An 18,218-nucleotide genomic window follows, 5' to 3' on the forward strand; every position below is an offset into this window, starting at 1 on the left:
GACAAATTTCTCATGCTTAAATGTCATTGTATCAAATGCATTAAAGCGATGAGACTAATATTTAAAACAACATCTTAAGTTAATTAATCAGTTTGACTTTTAACAGAAACCAGTTGAGCTGTATGTGCTGCAATATCACGGGCTTCGGTTGTTGTTGTTGCTCGGGCAGTTGCAACACCCATGCGACGTCGTTTAAAGCCTTCAGGTTTACCAAATAAACGCAAATCACTGTCAGAGTGTGCCAATGCTTGTGCTAAATTGCCATAGGTCAAATTTTTTGCGTCCTGACCTGCATAGATTACAGCACTGGCCGCAATACTGTGACGCTGAGTATTTACAGGTAGCCCTAGAATAGCGCGAGCATGTAATTCAAATTCATTTTGGAACTGGCTGGCAAGTGTGACTAATCCTGTATCATGTGGACGTGGCGAAACTTCACTAAACCAGACTTGGTCATTTTTGATAAATAATTCTACGCCAAAAATGCCACATCCGCCTAATGCAGTTGTTACTTTGTCGGCAATACGTTTAGCTTCGACAAGAGCAGTTTCTGTCATGGGTTGTGGTTGCCAGCTTTCTACATAATCTCCGGCATCCTGACGATGTCCGATTGGATCACAAAAATGTGTAGCGATTTCCCCACTTTCCGGATCTTTAGCGCGAACAGTAAGTAAGGTAATTTCAAAATCAAAATCAATTTGTGACTCGACAATGACTTTGCCCTGATTTACCCGGCCACCTTGCATGGCATATTCCCATGCAGAATCTACTTGCTCAAAGCTGGTTACACGGGATTGTCCTTTACCTGATGAAGACATTACTGGTTTGACAAAATTGGGATAACCAATGTCATCACATGCTGCACGAAAACTTTCTAGACTATCAGCGAATCGATAATTTGAAGTTGGTAAACCCAATTGTTCAGCAGCTAGACGACGGATTCCTTCACGATTCATGGTCAGATTGACTGCTTTGGCAGAAGGAATAACAGTTGCAAGATTCTCTGCTTCAACCTCTAAAAGTACCTGAGTCGCAATTGCTTCAATTTCAGGCACGATTAAATGGGGTTGTACTTCGTTAATTAATTGTTTTAATGCTACTGGGTCACTCATATCCAGTGTATAGCTGCGATGTGCAACCTGCATGGCTGGTGCATGATCATAGCGGTCAGCTGCAATTATTTCGACACCTAAGCGCTGTAAGGAAATAACAACTTCTTTGCCTAATTCTCCTGAACCTAAAAATAATACACGTGTTGCGGAGGATTGTAGTGGCGTCCCGATATGCACAGTCATGATAATGTCTTCCTGATAATTGAACGTAGATTTTAAGCATAGCAGACAGATCTGTAATCAAACAGCACTATGCATGTATGATTTGATTGAAATGCAACCAATAGATGCGTGTGCTAATTTTTATTAATGATTATCTTGATAAATCTATATGTGATCATGTCTGGATAGTTTATGAACAGGAAGTATTTAATGCAATCATCCAAATCCAGTACAATTTTAGCTATATGCCAATACCCCACAGACTCCTCATTAAGCTAAAACTATGATCATTGGCAGGTAAAGGTAATAATGCCTATAAACAGATAATCAGACAGCCTGTGTTATTGAAATGATTCAGTAGTACTGGCTTTTAATCGAGTTACTCTGAATTAGATCATTTAATTGTATTCTGGCTATAAAGGAGTTCTTTTTGACGAATTTCATCTTGGTGATAAATTAAGTGGGATTCATAAGAGTTTTAAATTTTACTTTTATGGTGATAATAACATAGATTAAAGAACAGAGTTCTTTAGTGCAATGTATCCTAAGACGGGAGCATATTGTGAGTATTAGCATGTTTACGCTACTGCTATGGATAATGGCAATAATTTAAGTAAAATTTTAAAATACTTAAGTAATCTGTAAAAATAATTTTACTATGATTTTGACAATCTTAATACATTAATATGAGTATTAAAAAGTGTACATAGGTCTTTTTCTTTATTTGAAAGATATGACGTATAAGATAAGAGCACAAAAGTAGATAAATATCATAACATAAAATTATAGCTTAATTATTTGATTTTATTTATATTTTAATTATATGATAACATGGTTTAGATAATTGTATATTATTTATTAATGACGATATGAATAAAATTACATCATTCCAATAAGTGATTAACTAATAATAAAAAAATATTAAAACTGTATAGGTTTACACAGTTTTCTGAAAAAAGTACTTCTATAGTATTCGGTTTAAATCTAATGACATATTTTATATTTCTAAGCATTTATTTAAATTAATAAATCATGAAATATTCATTAGTAATGTTTAAAAAAGTTGTATAGTCAATATCGTATTTTAGGTCAGTATGGGTAGTAATCTATACTGATAATCATGTATAGGCATATTTTTAATATGAAAGAAACTTTAACCGTCAGAACAGAAAATGTTTTATTAGAGAATACCAAATCTACAGAATTTAGTATGTCTTCTATAATGAATTCATTTGCAATATATTGGGTTGTTCCGGTTTTATTGTTTGTTTTATGGTGGTATGCATCAAATTATGAGTTAATGCCAAGTCAGATTCTGCCAACACCGCAAATGACATGGAATACTTTTCTGGAATTATCCAATATCGATTTATGGTCACAATTGGGAATTAGTCTGGAAAGGTTTTTCTTTGGTTTAATTTTAGGAGTATTGGGTGGTTTATTTCTGGGTATTCTACTAGGATACAGCAAAGCTTTTGAACAATATTTCTCTGCTACATTCTATGCACTGGTGATTATTCCTACATTGGCATGGTTGCCTATCTTGATGGTTTGGTTAGGTATTGAAAATACTTTAAAAATATTTATTATTTTCAAGGCAACTCTGATTCCAATTGCAATTCATACGCAGGCAGGTGTTCGTGATATCCAGCCAAAATTAAAAGAAATGGCATTAATTTTGGGATTTAACAAAAAAGATTTAACTTTTAAATTATTACTTCCAGCAACTTTACCTTACTTTTTTACCGGTTTGCGCTTGGCAATGGCCGCAGGATGGACAACCTTAATTGCTGTTGAATTACTTGCATCATCAGAAGGTATTGGTTATTTGATGGTAACGGGCAGACAATTATTCCAATTAGATATTGTATTTGTCACGATTATTATTATTGGTTTAGTGGGTATTTTGTTAGATACAATATTATCGTGGGCAGAAAAGAAATTAGTTTTCTGGCCTCATACTGCTTTATCTGCACATACATCATCGCAAAAACATAGCACAAATAAATTTAAACCGTGGTTAATTCCTATCATTTTGATCTTATTTTGGTGGTTATCTTCTCAATTAAACTGGGTTTCAGAAATTGTATTACCTTCACCATTATCAGTATGGCAAGCATTAAGTGCAGGTATAGCGGATCAATCACTCACAACATCCATTTATCATAGTTTATATCGTGCATTATTGGGCTTGTTTATTGGTGGGAGTATTGGTGTCATTACAGGTATTTTGCTGGGAATGTTCCGTACTGTAGGTCGTTTATTTGCACCAACATTAAATACCTTGCGTCTCATTGCTATTTTTGCGTGGATTCCACTGATCACGGCATGGTTTGGTCTGGAGGATTTATCCAAGGTTGTATTTATTTCAATTGCAACATTTTTTCCGATGTTTATTGCGACATGGAAAGGAATGTCAGGTGTTCCTGAACAGTTATCCGAAGCCTCTGCAATTTTAAGATTTAACACGTTGCAACGGCTTGAATATTTGATTTTTCCAAGTATTGCACCTTCAGTATTTGCTGGGTTTCGTTTGGCCTTACTTTATTCATGGATGGCTTCATTTGGTGCGGAATATTTAATGGGATCAGGAATAGGAATTGGCAGTTACATGATGTCTGCACAACAGAATTTTGAAATGGATCGTGTGATTGCAGCAACAGTATTGGTTGCAATTCTGGGAGCTGTTTTCGCTTGGGTCGGAACAGCAATTGAAAATTATGCCACTGCATGGCGCAGAAATGAGGGATAAGATCATGAATGCGAATGTCAATACTGAATATAAAGCAAATGCGACAGTAAATCAGCATGCTTTAAAAGCAAATATTGTTGAATTTAAAGATATTCAAAAGCAATTTATTGTTAATCGTCATCCTGTTAAGGTCATTGAAAATTTTAATTTAACAATTAAGGAAGGCGAGTTTGTCGCGATTGTTGGCAGTAGTGGTTGTGGTAAATCTACCTTACTCCGATTGCTGGCTGGTCTGGATAACGATTTTTCTGGTGAAATTAAAGTTGATGGTCAGCCGATTGCTGGTGTAGGACACGATCGTGCTGTGGTATTTCAGGAACATCGATTATTTCCGTGGCTTACTGTTGAGCAAAATATTGAATTGGGATTGATTAATGAAAAAATATCTACTCAAGACAAGACGCAACGTATAGAAAAAGCAATTGCCTTAATTGGCTTAAATGGTTTTGAAAAAGCTTATCCACATCAATTATCCGGCGGGATGTCACAGCGAGTTGCAATTGCACGAAGTTTGGTTTCACAGCCTAGAATTTTTCTATTGGATGAACCCTTTGGTGCACTGGATGCCTTAACTCGCTATCAAATGCAAAATGAATTACTGCGCATACAGGCACAAGAACGCATTACCACTATTTTTATCACTCATGATGTTGAAGAAGCCGTTACCCTGGCTGATCGTGTGGTGATTTTAAAACCTAAACCTGGACGAATTGAACAAATTATTGCGATTGATTTACCTCGCCCCCGAAATCGTTCGAGCTTTGAATTACATCAATTAAAAGAACAGGTTTTTAAAATTCTAACCGAAGACAAAATTATATAATCAGGTGAATATATGAACGAATCAGAACATCATTTATATAAGCGAGCCATTCTTTCTTCCCAGTTACGTTCGGCAAATACTGTAGCAGCTACGGTATTTTCTGATCCATTTCCAGGCCATGAAAATTTTGGTACGTTGCAGGGAAATGGATCAAAAAAAACCAAATATGTTGTGATTGCAGTTGCGGCTGTTGCTGTATTGCATTATGCAGTATGGGAAATCTCAAAACATTTGCCGACTCAGCCATTGCCCGAAAAACCGTCTGAACCTGTGGTTGTTGAGATTATTAAACCGAAGGAAGAACCGCCAAAAATTCCACCAGTAACACAACAACCCAAAATTCCGCCAGTAAGTCAAAAACCTAAAACGGTAGATAAACCTGCGGAGCAACCCAAACCAGTTGTAAAAGCTGTGACGCCACAGCCAACAAAAGCTGTACAGCAACCAACGCCACAACCCGTTGTTCAGCCGACACCTGTTGCAACTGAGAAAACCATTCCAACTCCAGCGCCAACACCTGCACCGGTGCAACAACCTAAAGAAGCACCTAAACAGGAGAATGAGCCTGTAACTGAAGCCAGAGGTTTTGCAGGATATCTGAGTAATCCGACACCAGATTATCCGGAAGTTGCACTGGATCGAGGATGGGAAGGTTCGGTGATGCTACGTGTCAAAGTTGCTGCCAATGGTAGTCCGTTGAGCGTCAGTATCAAGCAGGGAAGTGGCAAAAAAGTCCTGGACGATGCAGCGATTCGTACAGTAAAACGCTGGAAATTCTCTCCTGCCAAACGTGGCTCAACCCCAATTGAAGGCTGGGTCGATGTACCGATCAACTTCAAATTACCCAAAAATTAAAACCTTATTTAATCATTTTAGAGGATAAAATCATGACAGATATCAACACCATCATCCACGATGCAACCATTTGGTTACTGATAGGATTTTCAATCGTTACCTGGGTTCTTATTGTTGTAAAGGTATTACAAACTCGTAAAGCCAGTAAACAAAGCCAAAGTTTTGTAGAGCAATTCTGGCAGGCAAAAAATCTGAATGATGCCATTGCACAATCTAAGCAAGCAGAAGGGCCAACTGCTCATATCGCACAGGTAGGTTTTAAAATTCTTCGTGAAGCAGATGAAAAAACGCATCAGGATCTACAGCAAAGCTGGAGTCGTCAGGATTTGCTAGAGCGTAACTTGCGTAAACAAATTTTGACAGAACGTCGTCAACTGGAAAAAGGTTCGGCAATTCTGGCATCCATTGGTAATAACGCACCATTTATTGGTTTGTTTGGAACAGTATTCGGGATCATTCATGCCTTACAGGCGATTGCACAATCAGGCAATGCCAGTATGGATGTTGTCGCAGGGCCAATCGGACAAGCCTTAATTGCCACAGGTATTGGTATTGCTGTTGCTGTACCCGCAGTACTGGCTTATAACTACTTCGTTCGTAAAGTAAAAAATATTGGTGCTGATTTGGATGATTTTGCGACAGACTTTGTTAGCTTAACACAAAAAACCGGCTTTCAATTGCCCAGCCAACAAGCTGGTGCAAGCGCATTAAGCCAGAAAACTACTGAAACAGCAGTCACTCGTGAGCAGGAGGTCTTAGCATAATGGCAATTTCTACTTCACAAGATGATGATGTGGTGAGTGAAATCAATATCACACCATTAGTTGATGTCATGCTGGTATTGCTGATCGTATTTATCGTAACAGCACCCTTATTGACCAATAGTGTAAAAGTTAATTTACCTAAAGCTGCACCGACTCAAAGCACCGACCAGAACAAAGCTGTTGTGGTCAGTGTTAAGCCAGATGGAAGTATTTATCTGGATCAACAACAGGTGAAAGCAGATGGTTTTGAGCAGGCATTGCAACAACGCAAGCAAGAAAATGCCAAACTGGCATTAAATCTGAATGCAGATGAAACTGTACCTTATGGTACGATTGCAAAACTACTGGCCAGTATCGAACGAGTTGGTGTAGATCGTTTGTCCGTTATTACTGTGCCGGGACAATGATCATCAAAGGTGCCAGCATAGATTTGGCACCTTAATTTTTATGATAAAAAACAATTAAAAAAGATCTTTAGAGAATTTCTGATTTAAATATCATGAAATATTATTAATTTAAAAGAAAGCTTACGCGTTATAGTCATGCATTCAATCTTCATTCACTCAAAATGCCGGATTTCATCATTGATAGCAGAGCGCCATGTATAAAATGCCTGAAAGTCAAGACTATAGCCAATTTAGAAACATTCTAAATCAATTGGAAAAACAATCTGATTATTTTATCAATCAGCAAAGTTCTGATTATCGGAAATTAGCTGTTGAAATGTTAAATAACTATAAACTGATAGAACTGTGTAGTGAAGAAGAAAAAAAATATATTTTTGATCACATGCAGATTTGTCATTATTTTTCTGGACAAACTATTTATCGTAGAAATCAGTCTTGTGATGAGGTGATTTTTGTACTAAGAGGTACCATTCAAATGGGATGGTATGCAGAAGATGGCAAGCAAATTATTCACAGATTTATTCCGTCTGGATTTTTATTAAATATTATTTATTTAATTTCTCAGACTAAATTTGAACATGATTATATTGCTTATGATCCAACCACATTAATTACCATTCCCGGTGATATTTTTAAAATGATTTTAAAACAGAATAGCAAAGTTTTGTATCATGTGTTTGAAGTTATTTGTTTAAGGAATCGATTGCTGGATAATGATATGTATCATTGCCATACCAAGTCTTTACGGGCACAACTTGCCAGACAATTTCTATATCTGATGGAAAATTTTTCTGCACAAACTAATCAGATGATTCAACTCAGTATTCGTTTGTCGCAAGAAAATTTTGCGGATTTACTTAAAACTTCCAGACAAAGTATTCGTAAAGAGATTTCATGGTTTGTTGATCAGGAAATCATAGAAAATAAATATAATAAATTTTATATCAAAGATCCACAGCGATTAAGAGAACTGGTTTAATATTATTTATTGTGCATTTCTTTTCTTTATTTTAGAAAAGGAATGTATATTTTTGTGTAGAGTTAATTTTCTCTTATTCTTTAAAATTTCTCCAATATCAAATCTATGAGATTGAGAGAAATAAAATGAGTGATACTGAATTAAAAATTACACCATTAACGGGTCGAATTGGTGCGCAAATCCAAGATATTCATTTATCTAGCACACTTAATCCACGCCAGATTAATCAAGTTTATCAGGCTTTATTAAAATACAAAGTCATTTTCTTTCGTGGGCAACATCATTTAACTGATGAAGAGCAGGAAAAATTTGCGGCATTATTTGGTACACCAGTTAAACATCCGACAGTGCCTGTTGCACAGGATTCAAATTACATTTTTGAACTCGATTCAAAATATGGTGGCAGGGCAGATGTCTGGCATACAGATGTGACGTTTATTGATGCTTATCCAAAATTAAGTATTTTAAGAGCAATTAAAATACCGGCTGTTGGTGGTGATACTACATGGGCAAATACAGCATCAGCATATCAGGAACTTCCACAGTCCTTAAAACTACTTGCAGATCACCTACGCGCCATTCATACCAATGATTTTGATTATGGTGGTTTTAGACCTAATGCAGATCAGTCGGTGGTGGAGCGTCATGAAAAACTTTTTGCATCAACCCGATACGAAACAGAACATCCTGTGGTGCGTATTCATCCGGAAACAGGTGAAAAAACTCTAGTGCTTGGACAATTTTTTAAACGTTTTGTCGGATTAACCACACGGGAATCTGCAAAAATATTTGAAGTTTTTCAGGAGCGAATTACCAAGCCTGAAAATACTGTGCGTTGGAAGTGGCAGGAAGGCGATGTAATTATTTGGGATAACCGGGCTACTCAGCACTTGGCTGTGGATGATTATGGTGATGCACATCGTATTGTGCGTAGGGTGACTCTTTCCGGAGAGGTTCCAGTCGGAACTGATGGACAAAAAAGTATTACGTTATTACCTAAGAATCTTCATGATCAGGAGCTTGAGCAATTTAAAACACAAGCGATTTTAAACGCCTGAAATATTTAAAACACGATTACTTATAAATTTTTATGATTGAATATTTTGGGTGAATGATGATGATATTTAATGTTTTAAGAAAGCTGTTCATGATTGCCGGCGTGGTGTTTTCACAGGCAATATTTGCTCAATCACCGACTGTAATTCGTATTGCTGCACCAGATTTATCTGCCGGAGCAAAGCATGCCGCTGGCGGTGTCACAGATGTTCTTTATACCAAGCGCTGGATCGAAAACGAATTTGCCAAAGATCATATCAAAGTACAGTGGTATTTTTTTAAAGGTGCTGGTCCAGCCATTAATGAAGCCTTGGCAAATAATCAAATTGATTTTGCATTTTTGGGTGATTTACCTCCAATTATTGGCAAAGCCCGTGGTTTGGATACTCAATTACTGGTACCAACCACTCGAGGACTTACCAATTATTTGGCAGTCCGATCCGATTTAAATGTAAAAAAATTAAGCGATATCAAAGGTAAGCGCATTGGTATTTTACGTGGTACAGCAGATGAGCTGTCATTGATTGCTGCATTACAAAGTCAGGGATTATCGATTCGCGATGTCCGCTTGGTTAATCTGGATTTTAATGCAGTGAACGCTGCATTGGCGGCAAAAAGAATAGACGCTTCATGGGGACCGGCCCGTTTTATTGCTTTACGTGACAAAGGGATTGTCAAATTACCTGTAAGTACTCGTCAGTTAAATGGTGCAGGTGCATCACAAGGTGTATTTTTAGGCAGTCAAAAATTTATTAAAGCTTATCCAAAAGAAACCCAGCGTTTGGTTAATCAGGTGGTGAACGGTTTGTACTGGTTATCACAGGAAAAAAATCGTATTCCACAAATCGCTTTATTTTTTACTCAAGCGTCTTATCCTGCATCAGTATATGCACAGGAATTACATGGTGTGAATTTCAAATTCCTGTATTCGCCATTATTTGACCAGTATTACCTGACACAATTACAGCAAAAAATTAACTTGGCACAATCTCAAGGATTGATTCGTCAGCCTATCCAATTGAAATCCTGGGTTAATCCACAATTTGCCAATCAGGCGATTGTCAATCTCAAACTTCAGCAATACTGGCAGCCTACAGCAACCTACGATTATTTAAAGAAATAATTTTTTTAAATTAAAGCAATTTCACAAATTAAGATTTTTTGGAGAACACAAATTATGCGTAACCAACGATATAGATCAGCATCTATTTTTAGACAATTTGCAGGAAAAACATTAGGTTTGAGTGTATTGGCGGGTAGTGTATTCATCAGTATGTACAGTTTTGCTGATGAACAATCTCTTGCATCACAAGCTGTTGGTAATGAACAAAAAGATGTTGCTCAACTGGATACTATTGTGGTGACAGCAACTCGCAGAGAAGAATCTTTGCAGAAGGTTCCCGTTGCAGTTTCAATTGTCAGTGGTAGAGATCTGGATAAAAAACAAAAAAGCTCTTTGGAAACCATTGTTTCTGAAGTACCTACAGTAAATTTTCGTGCAGGAGCATCGAATAAAGATACTTCATTATTTGTACGAGGTGTGGGTACGATTAGCACCTCGCCTGGTGTTGAACCTTCAGTTTCCACTGTTGTAGATGGTGTAGTGTATAGTCGGCCGGGGCAGGCAACACTAGATTTACTTGATGTGGATCGTATTGAAGTATTGCGAGGACCACAAGGAACATTGTTTGGTAAAAATGCTTCGGCAGGTGTGATTAATATTGTCACAAAAAAACCGACGAATGATCCATCTGGGTATGTTGATGTCTATGCCACCAATGATGGTGAACAGCGAGTAAAACTTGGTGCATCAGGTACATTGATTCCGAATACCTTAAAAGCCAATGTGACTGCTTTACTGGGTAATTATGATGGAAACGTCAAAAACCTATCGACCAATAAAGATGTTAATGGCTATAAAAATCATGGCTTTAGAACAAAATTCGAATATACACCAACGGATAACCTAAGTATTGGATTAATTGCTGATTATATGCATAAAGACGGTACGGCACCGACAGGAGTTGTTGTGCGTAATACCAATGCCAATTATGCAGCAGCTTTATCTCCGGTGGTTGCACATCGTGAAAATCGTGAAACCATAGAAAATACCAGTGCTTCAACTGAAGATACCAATCAGGGACTGGCTTTAACCGCAGATTGGACCCTGGAGAATCATCAGATTTCCTCTATTACAGCTTATCGCCAATGGAAAAATACGCAAATTCAGGATGGGGATCAATTATCGGCAGCAACGGTTAATTTTGCAGGAATTGCTGATCTTGGAACAGTAAATAGTAAGCAATTTTCACAAGAAATTCGTATTAAACCATTAGCACCGGGATTTTTAAATTATGTTGCCGGATTATACTTTTCCAAAAATACCAACGATGAAACCTATCAGCGGCAATCTACATGGTATAACAGTTCAACCAGTGCCTACGTCACAGACTCCGGACGAGCCGTTTATAATACAGACAGTACCAATTATGCAATATTTGGTGAAGGCACTTTCAATTTTACCGATCGGCTACGTTTGGTCACAGGCTTACGTTTAACCCGTGATGAATTATCTTATGATCATGAACGTAATTCTACTGTGCCTAGCAGTGTTGGGATCCGCAATGCTATTCGTTCTAATTATGCCAGTTCCGGTTCAAGCTCAGAAACGGGTGTTTCAGGTCGTATAGGTCCACAATTTGATATTACACCGAATATTAATACTTATTTTACCTATTCAAGAGGGTATAAAGGGCCAGCGTATAATGTATATTTTAATATGCAATCTATTGATACGCCTGTACTTGATCCGGAAACTGCAAATTCTTATGAACTGGGTTTAAAATCACAATGGCTAGATAATCGTTTGCGTCTTAATTTGGCAGCTTTTTATACCAAATATGATAATTATCAGGCTAATTTCCGTACACTGGATCCAAATGGATTCCCAATTACGCGATTGGTGAATGCTGGTGATGTTTCTACCAAGGGAATTGAGCTGGATGCAACCTATAAACAAAATCCAAATTTAATTTATAGTCTGAATTTGGCCAATATCCGTGCCAGAATCGATCAATTTAATTGCCCGGCAGGAGATACCTCATGTCCTGATGTTAATGGTAAGCGTTTGCCATTTTCACCTGACTGGAAAGTCAATGCACAAGTGGACAAGTATTTCCCGATTGCCAATAACAGACAGATTGAATTATCTACACAATATTCATGGCAAAGTGATGTGCAGTTTAGTCTGGATCAGAATGCCAACACTATTCAGCCATCTTATGGTATCTGGAATGCCAGTATTGCCCTCAATGATACGGCTAAAGACTGGCGTGTTGCATTGTTGGTACGTAATATTCTGGATAAATCTTATGCGACGTTACTCAGTACCAATGGCGATCGTATTAATCGACAGGTTCCTCGGGATGATGAGCGCTATTTCGGACTATCTTTCCGCAAAAACTTCTAAGTTGACTTTTTTTGAACATACTTTAACGCATTTAATGAGGGTATTTTACACCATGCTGATGTGCGTTAAAGTCATGGGGTAACAACACATGAGCAATATTAAAGAATCTGCAAAAACTGAACGAACCTTACACTTTAATTTATTTTTGGATGGTTTTGGTCATCATCTTGCAAGCTGGCGACATCCGGATAGTAAATTAAACGATACGGCATTTGTACGTTATTTAAATGCAGCAAAACTGGCAGAACAGGGCAAATTTGATGCTGTATTTTTTGCAGATAGTCTGGCAGTTGATCCCAATGTCGTGAAGTCCGGCAAAGTTCGTGGTCATGAAGTTGAACCACTTACCGTATTGTCGGCAATCGCTGCACAGACCAGTCACATTGGTCTCATTGGTACAGCTACCACTACATATAATGAGCCTTATCATATTGCCAGAAAATTTGCTTCACTCGATCTGATTTCCAATGGACGTGCAGGCTGGAATCTGGTGACAACCGATCTGGCAACCGAAGCTCAAAATTTTAATATTGAACAACACGTTATTCATAAAGATCGTTATGAACGTGCCGAAGAATTTTATGATGTTGTGGCTGGTTTATGGAAAAGCTGGGATCAGGATGCCATTATTCGTGATAAAGAAAAAGGAATTTTCTTTGATTTAAACAAACTGCATCAGCTCAATCATAAAGGCAAATATTTTTCAGTTGCAGGACCCTTAAACGTAACACCAAGTCCACAGGGATCACCAATTGTGGTACAGGCAGGTAGCTCAGAACGAGGAAAGAATCTTGCCGCACGAACTGCCAATGTGATTTTTACTGCGCAACCTAATTTTGATTCCGCACGTGCATTTTATCAGGATGTCAAAAACCGCTTAAAACAACATCATCGTAATGAAAATGAATTGGCAGTATTGCCCGGTTTATATGTCATCGTAGCCAAAACACAGCAGGAAGCAGAGCAAAAGCAACGTATTCTGGATGATTTAATCGAGGAAGATGTTGGACTAGGATTATTGGGACGAATGTTGGGTAATTTCGATTTATCTAAACTTGACGTCAATGCTGCTTTACCACCACTGGAAGTGACACAAACAGGACAACAAAGTCGTCAGGAATTATTTACTAAACTTGGTCGGGAACAGGGTTGGACAGTGAAGCAGCTTTATCAGCGTGTTGCGGCCGGACGGGGACATTTCAGTTTAATCGGTACTCCGGAATATATCGCAGATCAAATTGAATACTGGTTTAAACATGAGGCTGCCGATGGATTTAACATCATGCCGGCACTGATTCCTGATGGTGTAAAAGACTTCGTGGAATTGGTGATTCCAATTTTGCAGCAAAGAAATTTATTTCGTACAGCGTATACAGGCAGTACCTTACGTGAACATTACGGTATAGCCTTTCATTAATTATTCGGGGTGATACATCGTGTATATTGCAGCACAAAATCGATATGAAAAACTTAATTATCGTAAAGCGGGAAAAAGTGGTCTGGTTCTTCCACCATTATCTTTAGGCTGTTGGCATAATTTTGGTGATGACACACCATTTTCTCAGCAAAAACAGATTTTACACACAGCATTTGATGCTGGAATTAACCATTTTGATTTAGCCAATAACTACGGTACGCCTTACGGCAGTGCCGAACGAAATATTGGTCATTTCTTAAAACATGATTTTAAATCATATCGGGATGAGTTGATTATTTCTACCAAAGCCGGTTGGGATATGTGGCCGGGACCGTATGGGCAGGGTGGCAGTAGTCGTAAATATTTGATTTCTAGTCTGGATCAAAGTTTACAACGTCTGGGTTTAGAATATGTCGATATTTTTTATTCACATCGTTATGATCCTGATACGCCATTAGAAGAAACAGCAGGCGCCTTAGCAGATATTGTCAAACAAGGTAAAGCATTATACATCGGTATTTCCTCTGGATATAATGCAGAATTAACCATGCAACTTGCAACATTATTGGCGCAATATAAAGTGCCTGTCACTTTACATCAACCACTTTATAACTTATTCCATCAGGATATTGAGCAAGAATTATTTCCGATTTCTGAGCAGTTAGGTTTTGGTATTATTGTCTTTTCTCCTTTAGCGCAAGGCTTATTAGGTGGGCGTTATTTACAAGGTGTTCCACAAGACTCAAGAATCGGACGAGGAAGTAAATATTTAACCCAAGCACAATTGGCTGAAAATTTACTCAACAAAATTAAACGATTAAATGGAGTGGCGGCAAATCGTCAGCAGACATTGGCACAATTGGCATTATCATGGGTACTTCGAAATCGACATATTACTTCTGCAATTATTGGTGCAAGCCGACCTGAGCAAATTCTGGAAAATGTCAAAAGTCTAGAAAATACTGATTTTTCATCTGAAGAGTTAAGTTTAATTCAGGAAATTATAGAAAACTAATTTGTTCTACTCTCTAAAAAATACTTTTTAGAGAGTAGCTTTTATATCAAAATTTTAATAATAGAGTTATTAGAAATTTTCTATAAAGAAAATGAATAATTAAGTTTTGGATACTGCTATCAAAAACTTAATGGTTTAAAATATAGAAATTGTATTTTTTGATTAACTGTTTATGAAGAAATAAAATTTAAAAATCATATTTTGTTATTTTTTAATCGAAATAATTTTTGTTATATTAATTTTATAGAAAAGCAGTAGGAGATAATGATGACGCTTAAATCCATACGACATAATCGTGGTGACTTAAATTGCCGACTTTAACTAAATGTTTGTCAAGTCATTGGTAATAATAATTTTATTAAAACAAGAATAATATGATTTTAATATTAATAAAAAATATAAAAGCGACTTATATGAGAATATAGGTCGCTTTTTTATATAGAGCATATAAAAACAAGTATCTAATTATAGATACTTGTTTGATATTGAATTACACGTGTTTTTTACGTCTTAATTGATGTAAAACTGCAACCAGTAAATCAATTTCTTCAGTGGTATTATAAAAAGCCAGAGAAGGGCGAACAGTTTGTTCTACACCAAAACGGCGCAAGATTGGTTGTGCGCAGTGATGACCAGAACGTACTGCAATACCATGTTCATTTAAGGCTTTGCCTACTTGTTCAGTTGAATAACCTTCCAGAGTAAATGACATCACACTGGCTTTATTCAAAGCTGTACCAATTAAACGTAAACCGGAAACACTGGCCAAAGCATTTTGACCATACTCTAAGAGTGCATGTTCATAAGTTGCAATGTTTTGAATGCCAATACGCTCGACATATTCCAGTGCTGCGCCTAAACCGACAGCATCGGCAATATTTCCTGTACCGGCTTCAAACTTATTTGGTGCTGGCTGATAAATAACATGTTCAAAGGTCACATCCTGAATCATGTTACCACCACCTTCCCAAACTGGCATGTTGTCCAGAATTTCAGGTTTGGCATATACTGCACCAATTCCTGTTGGTCCAAAGACTTTATGCCCGGAAAATACCAGAAAGTCGGCATCAATGGATTGCACATTAGTTGGTATATGCGATACAGATTGTGCAGCATCAACGAGGACACGTACACCACGAGCATGAGCAATATTGATAATTTCCGGAATTGGTGTCACTGTACCTAAAGCATTAGAAACTTGGGTAACAGAAACCAGTTTTGTCCGCTCATTAATCAGTTTTGGTAACTCTTCCAGAATAATCTGACCAGTATCATCAACAGGGATCACCCGAAGTTTGGCACCCACTTTTTGCGCAAGCTGATACCAAGGCACAATATTGGCATGATGTTCAAGGTTTGATACTATGATTTCATCACCTTCACCAATATTTTGTTCGCCCCAAGTCTTGGCGATCAGGTTAATTCCTTCAGTTGTACCACGTACAAATATAATTTCTTTGGCAGAGCGTGCACCAATAAAGCGGGCAACAACATTACGAGCATGTTCATAAGCATCAGTTGCACGTGCAGCCAGTTCATGAGCAGCGCGATGAATATTGGAATTTTCATGTTGATAAAAATAAGCAATACGATCAATCACGCTTTGAGGTTTTTGAGTTGTGGCTGCATTATCAAACCAGACCAAAGGACGGCCATTGACACGCTCCTGAAGAATTGGAAAATCCTTGCGAATGGCGAATACATCTAATGGTTGTTGGTGGCTAGGTGTAAATTGGGTTTTATCTGCATGATAATGTGCCGGAATATTTCCTGCCTGAGGCGGATTTGAGTGAAAATCATCCAAAAAATAAAAACCAGATGCAGATTGTTGTGGTTTTGCAGCGGATGTCTGTGACGGATCATTTTTTAATAAATGTGTTAAGTCATCTCCATAAGGCAAATGAAAAGATTGTGCAATATCAGCTTCATGATGCGAAATCGCATAATCCTGCTGCGATGTTGTACGCGTATGATCATTTAAAAAATAAAAAGGAGAATCCGTACTTGCCTCAGGTTGTTTTGCAGCAACAACTGGAATACTAGGTTGCGGATGTGCAACTCTGGGTGCATGTGGTTCAAATGGTGGTTTGGGAATATTTGCTCCACCAATAATTGGTGCTGATGCGATTGCTCTGCGTTCTGGATAATCCGGTAAATTTGGGATGTGGTCTGGTAATTCAGGATTTAATCCTTTCTGAAAGGCAATATTTGGCGCACGACCACTTAAAGCCGTCACGTTTTCTGCGGGTTGCGGAGAGTGTGGTGGCGGTGCAATATTGGGAATATCCAGATTTAATCCGGAAGTTTGTCCATTTCCTAAGCCAGGCAAAGCTGAAAAAAATTCATTGGCCAACTGGGTAATTGTTGTGAGGTCTGGTAAACCGGTTGGTGCCTGAGCAACACCAACCTTATCCAGTTCAGTTGAACTACCCACAGGTAAATTATTTGTAATTAACTGGGTAGTCATGATATTTATCTATCTCCACATCTTCTAATACTGCAAGTGCATCTTCGGTTAATACCGCAAGTGAGCAATATAATGAAATCAGATAAGAAGCGATTGCATTACGATTGATCCCCATAAAGCGCACAGATAATCCCGGGGATTGTTCACCGGCAAGACCCGGCTGAAATAATCCGACAACGCCTTGACGTTTTTCTCCTACACGTAATAGTAAAATTTTGGTTTTACCATCTTCGACAGGAATTTTATTGGATGGAATAAGTGGAACACCACGCCAGGTAATAAATTGTGAACCAAATAGACTGATTGTTGGTGGTGGAACACCTCGACGAGTACATTCACGACCAAATGCAGCGATTGCATCGGGATGTGCCAAGAAGAAGCCAGGCTCTTTCCATACTTTACGCAATAAATCATCCAGATCATCAGGTGTAGGTGGGCCATTTAGTGTTGATAATCGCTGATCATCAGTCACGCTAGCTAATAAGCCGTATTCAGGATTATTGATTAATTCGCTTTCCTGACGTTCTTTAATGGTTTCGATGGTTAAGCGTAATTGTTCCTTTATTTGGTCATGTGGGCTACTATAAAGATCTGCCACACGAGTATGTACATCCAGAACAGTGGCTACGCCATTTAGAAAGTATTCACGTGCCTGTGGATCATAGTCTACAAACGTTTGTGGTAAGGTTGCTTCATCGCGCTGGGTACATGCAACCTGAATATCATCAGTGTTGCTGACACGGTTTACACGATAGATACCTGCTTCAACCGGCACCCATTGCAATAAGTGAGTAAGCCAGCGAGGTGTAATAGTGGAAAGTTGAGGAACAGTTTTGGTCGCGTTGGCAAGCTGGCGGGCAGCAATATCACCAAGTGCGAGTTGGGTCTTATCGGTATTTTTTGCCATAAATTTTTCCTGTATACGGCGAGGTTTGATCGG

Annotated in this window: 14 protein-coding genes; 11 read left to right on the forward strand and 3 right to left on the reverse strand. The window is 38.0% G+C overall.

All coding sequences use genetic code 11. The annotated features are described in order from the left end of the window. Positions 1–83: 83 nt before the first annotated feature. Positions 84–1,295, reverse strand: a complete 1,212-nt coding sequence (purT, locus tag F4V57_RS00850; protein WP_070069220.1) for a formate-dependent phosphoribosylglycinamide formyltransferase — start codon at positions 1,293–1,295, stop codon at positions 84–86. Positions 1,296–2,415: 1,120 nt separating this feature from the next. Here purT and F4V57_RS00855 point away from each other — a divergent pair. The 11 genes from F4V57_RS00855 (at position 2,416) to F4V57_RS00905 (ending at position 14,811) form a co-directional block, all read left to right on the forward strand. Beyond that, positions 2,416–4,026, forward strand: a complete 1,611-nt coding sequence (locus F4V57_RS00855; protein ID WP_141729261.1) for an ABC transporter permease — start codon at positions 2,416–2,418, stop codon at positions 4,024–4,026. Positions 4,027–4,030: 4 nt separating this feature from the next. Further along, positions 4,031–4,849, forward strand: coding sequence for an ABC transporter ATP-binding protein (locus F4V57_RS00860; protein ID WP_070070350.1), 819 nt, complete (start codon positions 4,031–4,033; stop codon positions 4,847–4,849). 12 nt (positions 4,850–4,861) lie between these two features. Beyond that, entirely contained in the window at positions 4,862–5,704 is an 843-nt protein-coding gene (locus F4V57_RS00865; RefSeq protein ID WP_070070351.1) for an energy transducer TonB, read from the forward strand. A gap of 32 nt (positions 5,705–5,736) precedes the next feature. Next, complete coding sequence (locus tag F4V57_RS00870) at positions 5,737–6,468, forward strand: MotA/TolQ/ExbB proton channel family protein (protein WP_070070352.1); 732 nt, start codon at positions 5,737–5,739, stop codon at positions 6,466–6,468. Beyond that, on the forward strand, positions 6,468–6,875 hold the full coding sequence (locus F4V57_RS00875) for an ExbD/TolR family protein (protein ID WP_070070353.1): 408 nt from the start codon (positions 6,468–6,470) through the stop codon (positions 6,873–6,875). The genes F4V57_RS00870 and F4V57_RS00875 overlap by 1 nt, the downstream gene beginning before the upstream one ends. Positions 6,876–7,068: 193 nt before the next feature. Beyond that, a complete protein-coding gene (locus F4V57_RS00880) occupies positions 7,069–7,854 on the forward strand; it encodes a Crp/Fnr family transcriptional regulator (RefSeq protein ID WP_070070354.1) in 786 nt (261 codons plus the stop codon). A gap of 125 nt (positions 7,855–7,979) precedes the next feature. Then, positions 7,980–8,912 (forward strand): TauD/TfdA dioxygenase family protein, encoded by a 933-nt coding sequence (locus tag F4V57_RS00885; protein ID WP_070070355.1) that lies wholly within the window; start codon positions 7,980–7,982, stop codon positions 8,910–8,912. Between the two features lie 89 nt (positions 8,913–9,001). Beyond that, positions 9,002–10,033: an ABC transporter substrate-binding protein gene (locus F4V57_RS00890; protein WP_406564527.1), complete on the forward strand. Its 1,032-nt coding sequence runs from the start codon at positions 9,002–9,004 to the stop codon at positions 10,031–10,033. Positions 10,034–10,183: 150 nt separating this feature from the next. Next, on the forward strand, positions 10,184–12,379 hold the full coding sequence (locus F4V57_RS00895; RefSeq protein ID WP_081409240.1) for a TonB-dependent receptor: 2,196 nt from the start codon (positions 10,184–10,186) through the stop codon (positions 12,377–12,379). A gap of 88 nt (positions 12,380–12,467) precedes the next feature. Continuing rightward, entirely contained in the window at positions 12,468–13,796 is a 1,329-nt protein-coding gene (locus tag F4V57_RS00900; RefSeq protein ID WP_070070357.1) for an LLM class flavin-dependent oxidoreductase, read from the forward strand. Between the two features lie 19 nt (positions 13,797–13,815). Continuing rightward, complete coding sequence (locus tag F4V57_RS00905) at positions 13,816–14,811, forward strand: aldo/keto reductase (protein WP_070070358.1); 996 nt, start codon at positions 13,816–13,818, stop codon at positions 14,809–14,811. Between the two features lie 490 nt (positions 14,812–15,301). Here the strand turns inward: F4V57_RS00905 and F4V57_RS00910 are convergent, their stop codons facing one another. Continuing rightward, positions 15,302–17,278 (reverse strand): family 2A encapsulin nanocompartment cargo protein cysteine desulfurase, encoded by a 1,977-nt coding sequence (locus F4V57_RS00910; RefSeq protein WP_070070579.1) that lies wholly within the window; start codon positions 17,276–17,278, stop codon positions 15,302–15,304. Continuing rightward, entirely contained in the window at positions 17,253–18,185 is a 933-nt protein-coding gene (locus F4V57_RS00915; protein WP_070070578.1) for a family 2A encapsulin nanocompartment shell protein, read from the reverse strand. The genes F4V57_RS00910 and F4V57_RS00915 overlap by 26 nt, the downstream gene beginning before the upstream one ends. Between the last annotated feature and the right edge of the window lie 33 nt (positions 18,186–18,218).

Origin of the sequence: Acinetobacter qingfengensis (assembly GCF_008693185.1) — a bacterium.
Taxonomy (GTDB): Bacteria; Pseudomonadota; Gammaproteobacteria; order Pseudomonadales; family Moraxellaceae; genus Acinetobacter; species Acinetobacter qingfengensis.

Coding starts and splice junctions, on each gene's coding strand:
- F4V57_RS00870 (WP_070070352.1), top strand. CDS start 5,737: ATGACAGATATCAACACCATCATCCACGATGCAACCATTTGGTTACTG.
- F4V57_RS00855 (WP_141729261.1), top strand. CDS start 2,416: ATGAAAGAAACTTTAACCGTCAGAACAGAAAATGTTTTATTAGAGAAT.
- F4V57_RS00880 (WP_070070354.1), top strand. CDS start 7,069: ATGTATAAAATGCCTGAAAGTCAAGACTATAGCCAATTTAGAAACATT.
- F4V57_RS00895 (WP_081409240.1), top strand. CDS start 10,184: ATGTACAGTTTTGCTGATGAACAATCTCTTGCATCACAAGCTGTTGGT.
- F4V57_RS00900 (WP_070070357.1), top strand. CDS start 12,468: ATGAGCAATATTAAAGAATCTGCAAAAACTGAACGAACCTTACACTTT.
- F4V57_RS00860 (WP_070070350.1), top strand. CDS start 4,031: ATGAATGCGAATGTCAATACTGAATATAAAGCAAATGCGACAGTAAAT.
- purT (WP_070069220.1), bottom strand. CDS start 1,295: ATGACTGTGCATATCGGGACGCCACTACAATCCTCCGCAACACGTGTA.
- F4V57_RS00910 (WP_070070579.1), bottom strand. CDS start 17,278: ATGACTACCCAGTTAATTACAAATAATTTACCTGTGGGTAGTTCAACT.
- F4V57_RS00875 (WP_070070353.1), top strand. CDS start 6,468: ATGGCAATTTCTACTTCACAAGATGATGATGTGGTGAGTGAAATCAAT.
- F4V57_RS00915 (WP_070070578.1), bottom strand. CDS start 18,185: ATGGCAAAAAATACCGATAAGACCCAACTCGCACTTGGTGATATTGCT.
- F4V57_RS00865 (WP_070070351.1), top strand. CDS start 4,862: ATGAACGAATCAGAACATCATTTATATAAGCGAGCCATTCTTTCTTCC.
- F4V57_RS00885 (WP_070070355.1), top strand. CDS start 7,980: ATGAGTGATACTGAATTAAAAATTACACCATTAACGGGTCGAATTGGT.
- F4V57_RS00890 (WP_406564527.1), top strand. CDS start 9,002: ATGATTGCCGGCGTGGTGTTTTCACAGGCAATATTTGCTCAATCACCG.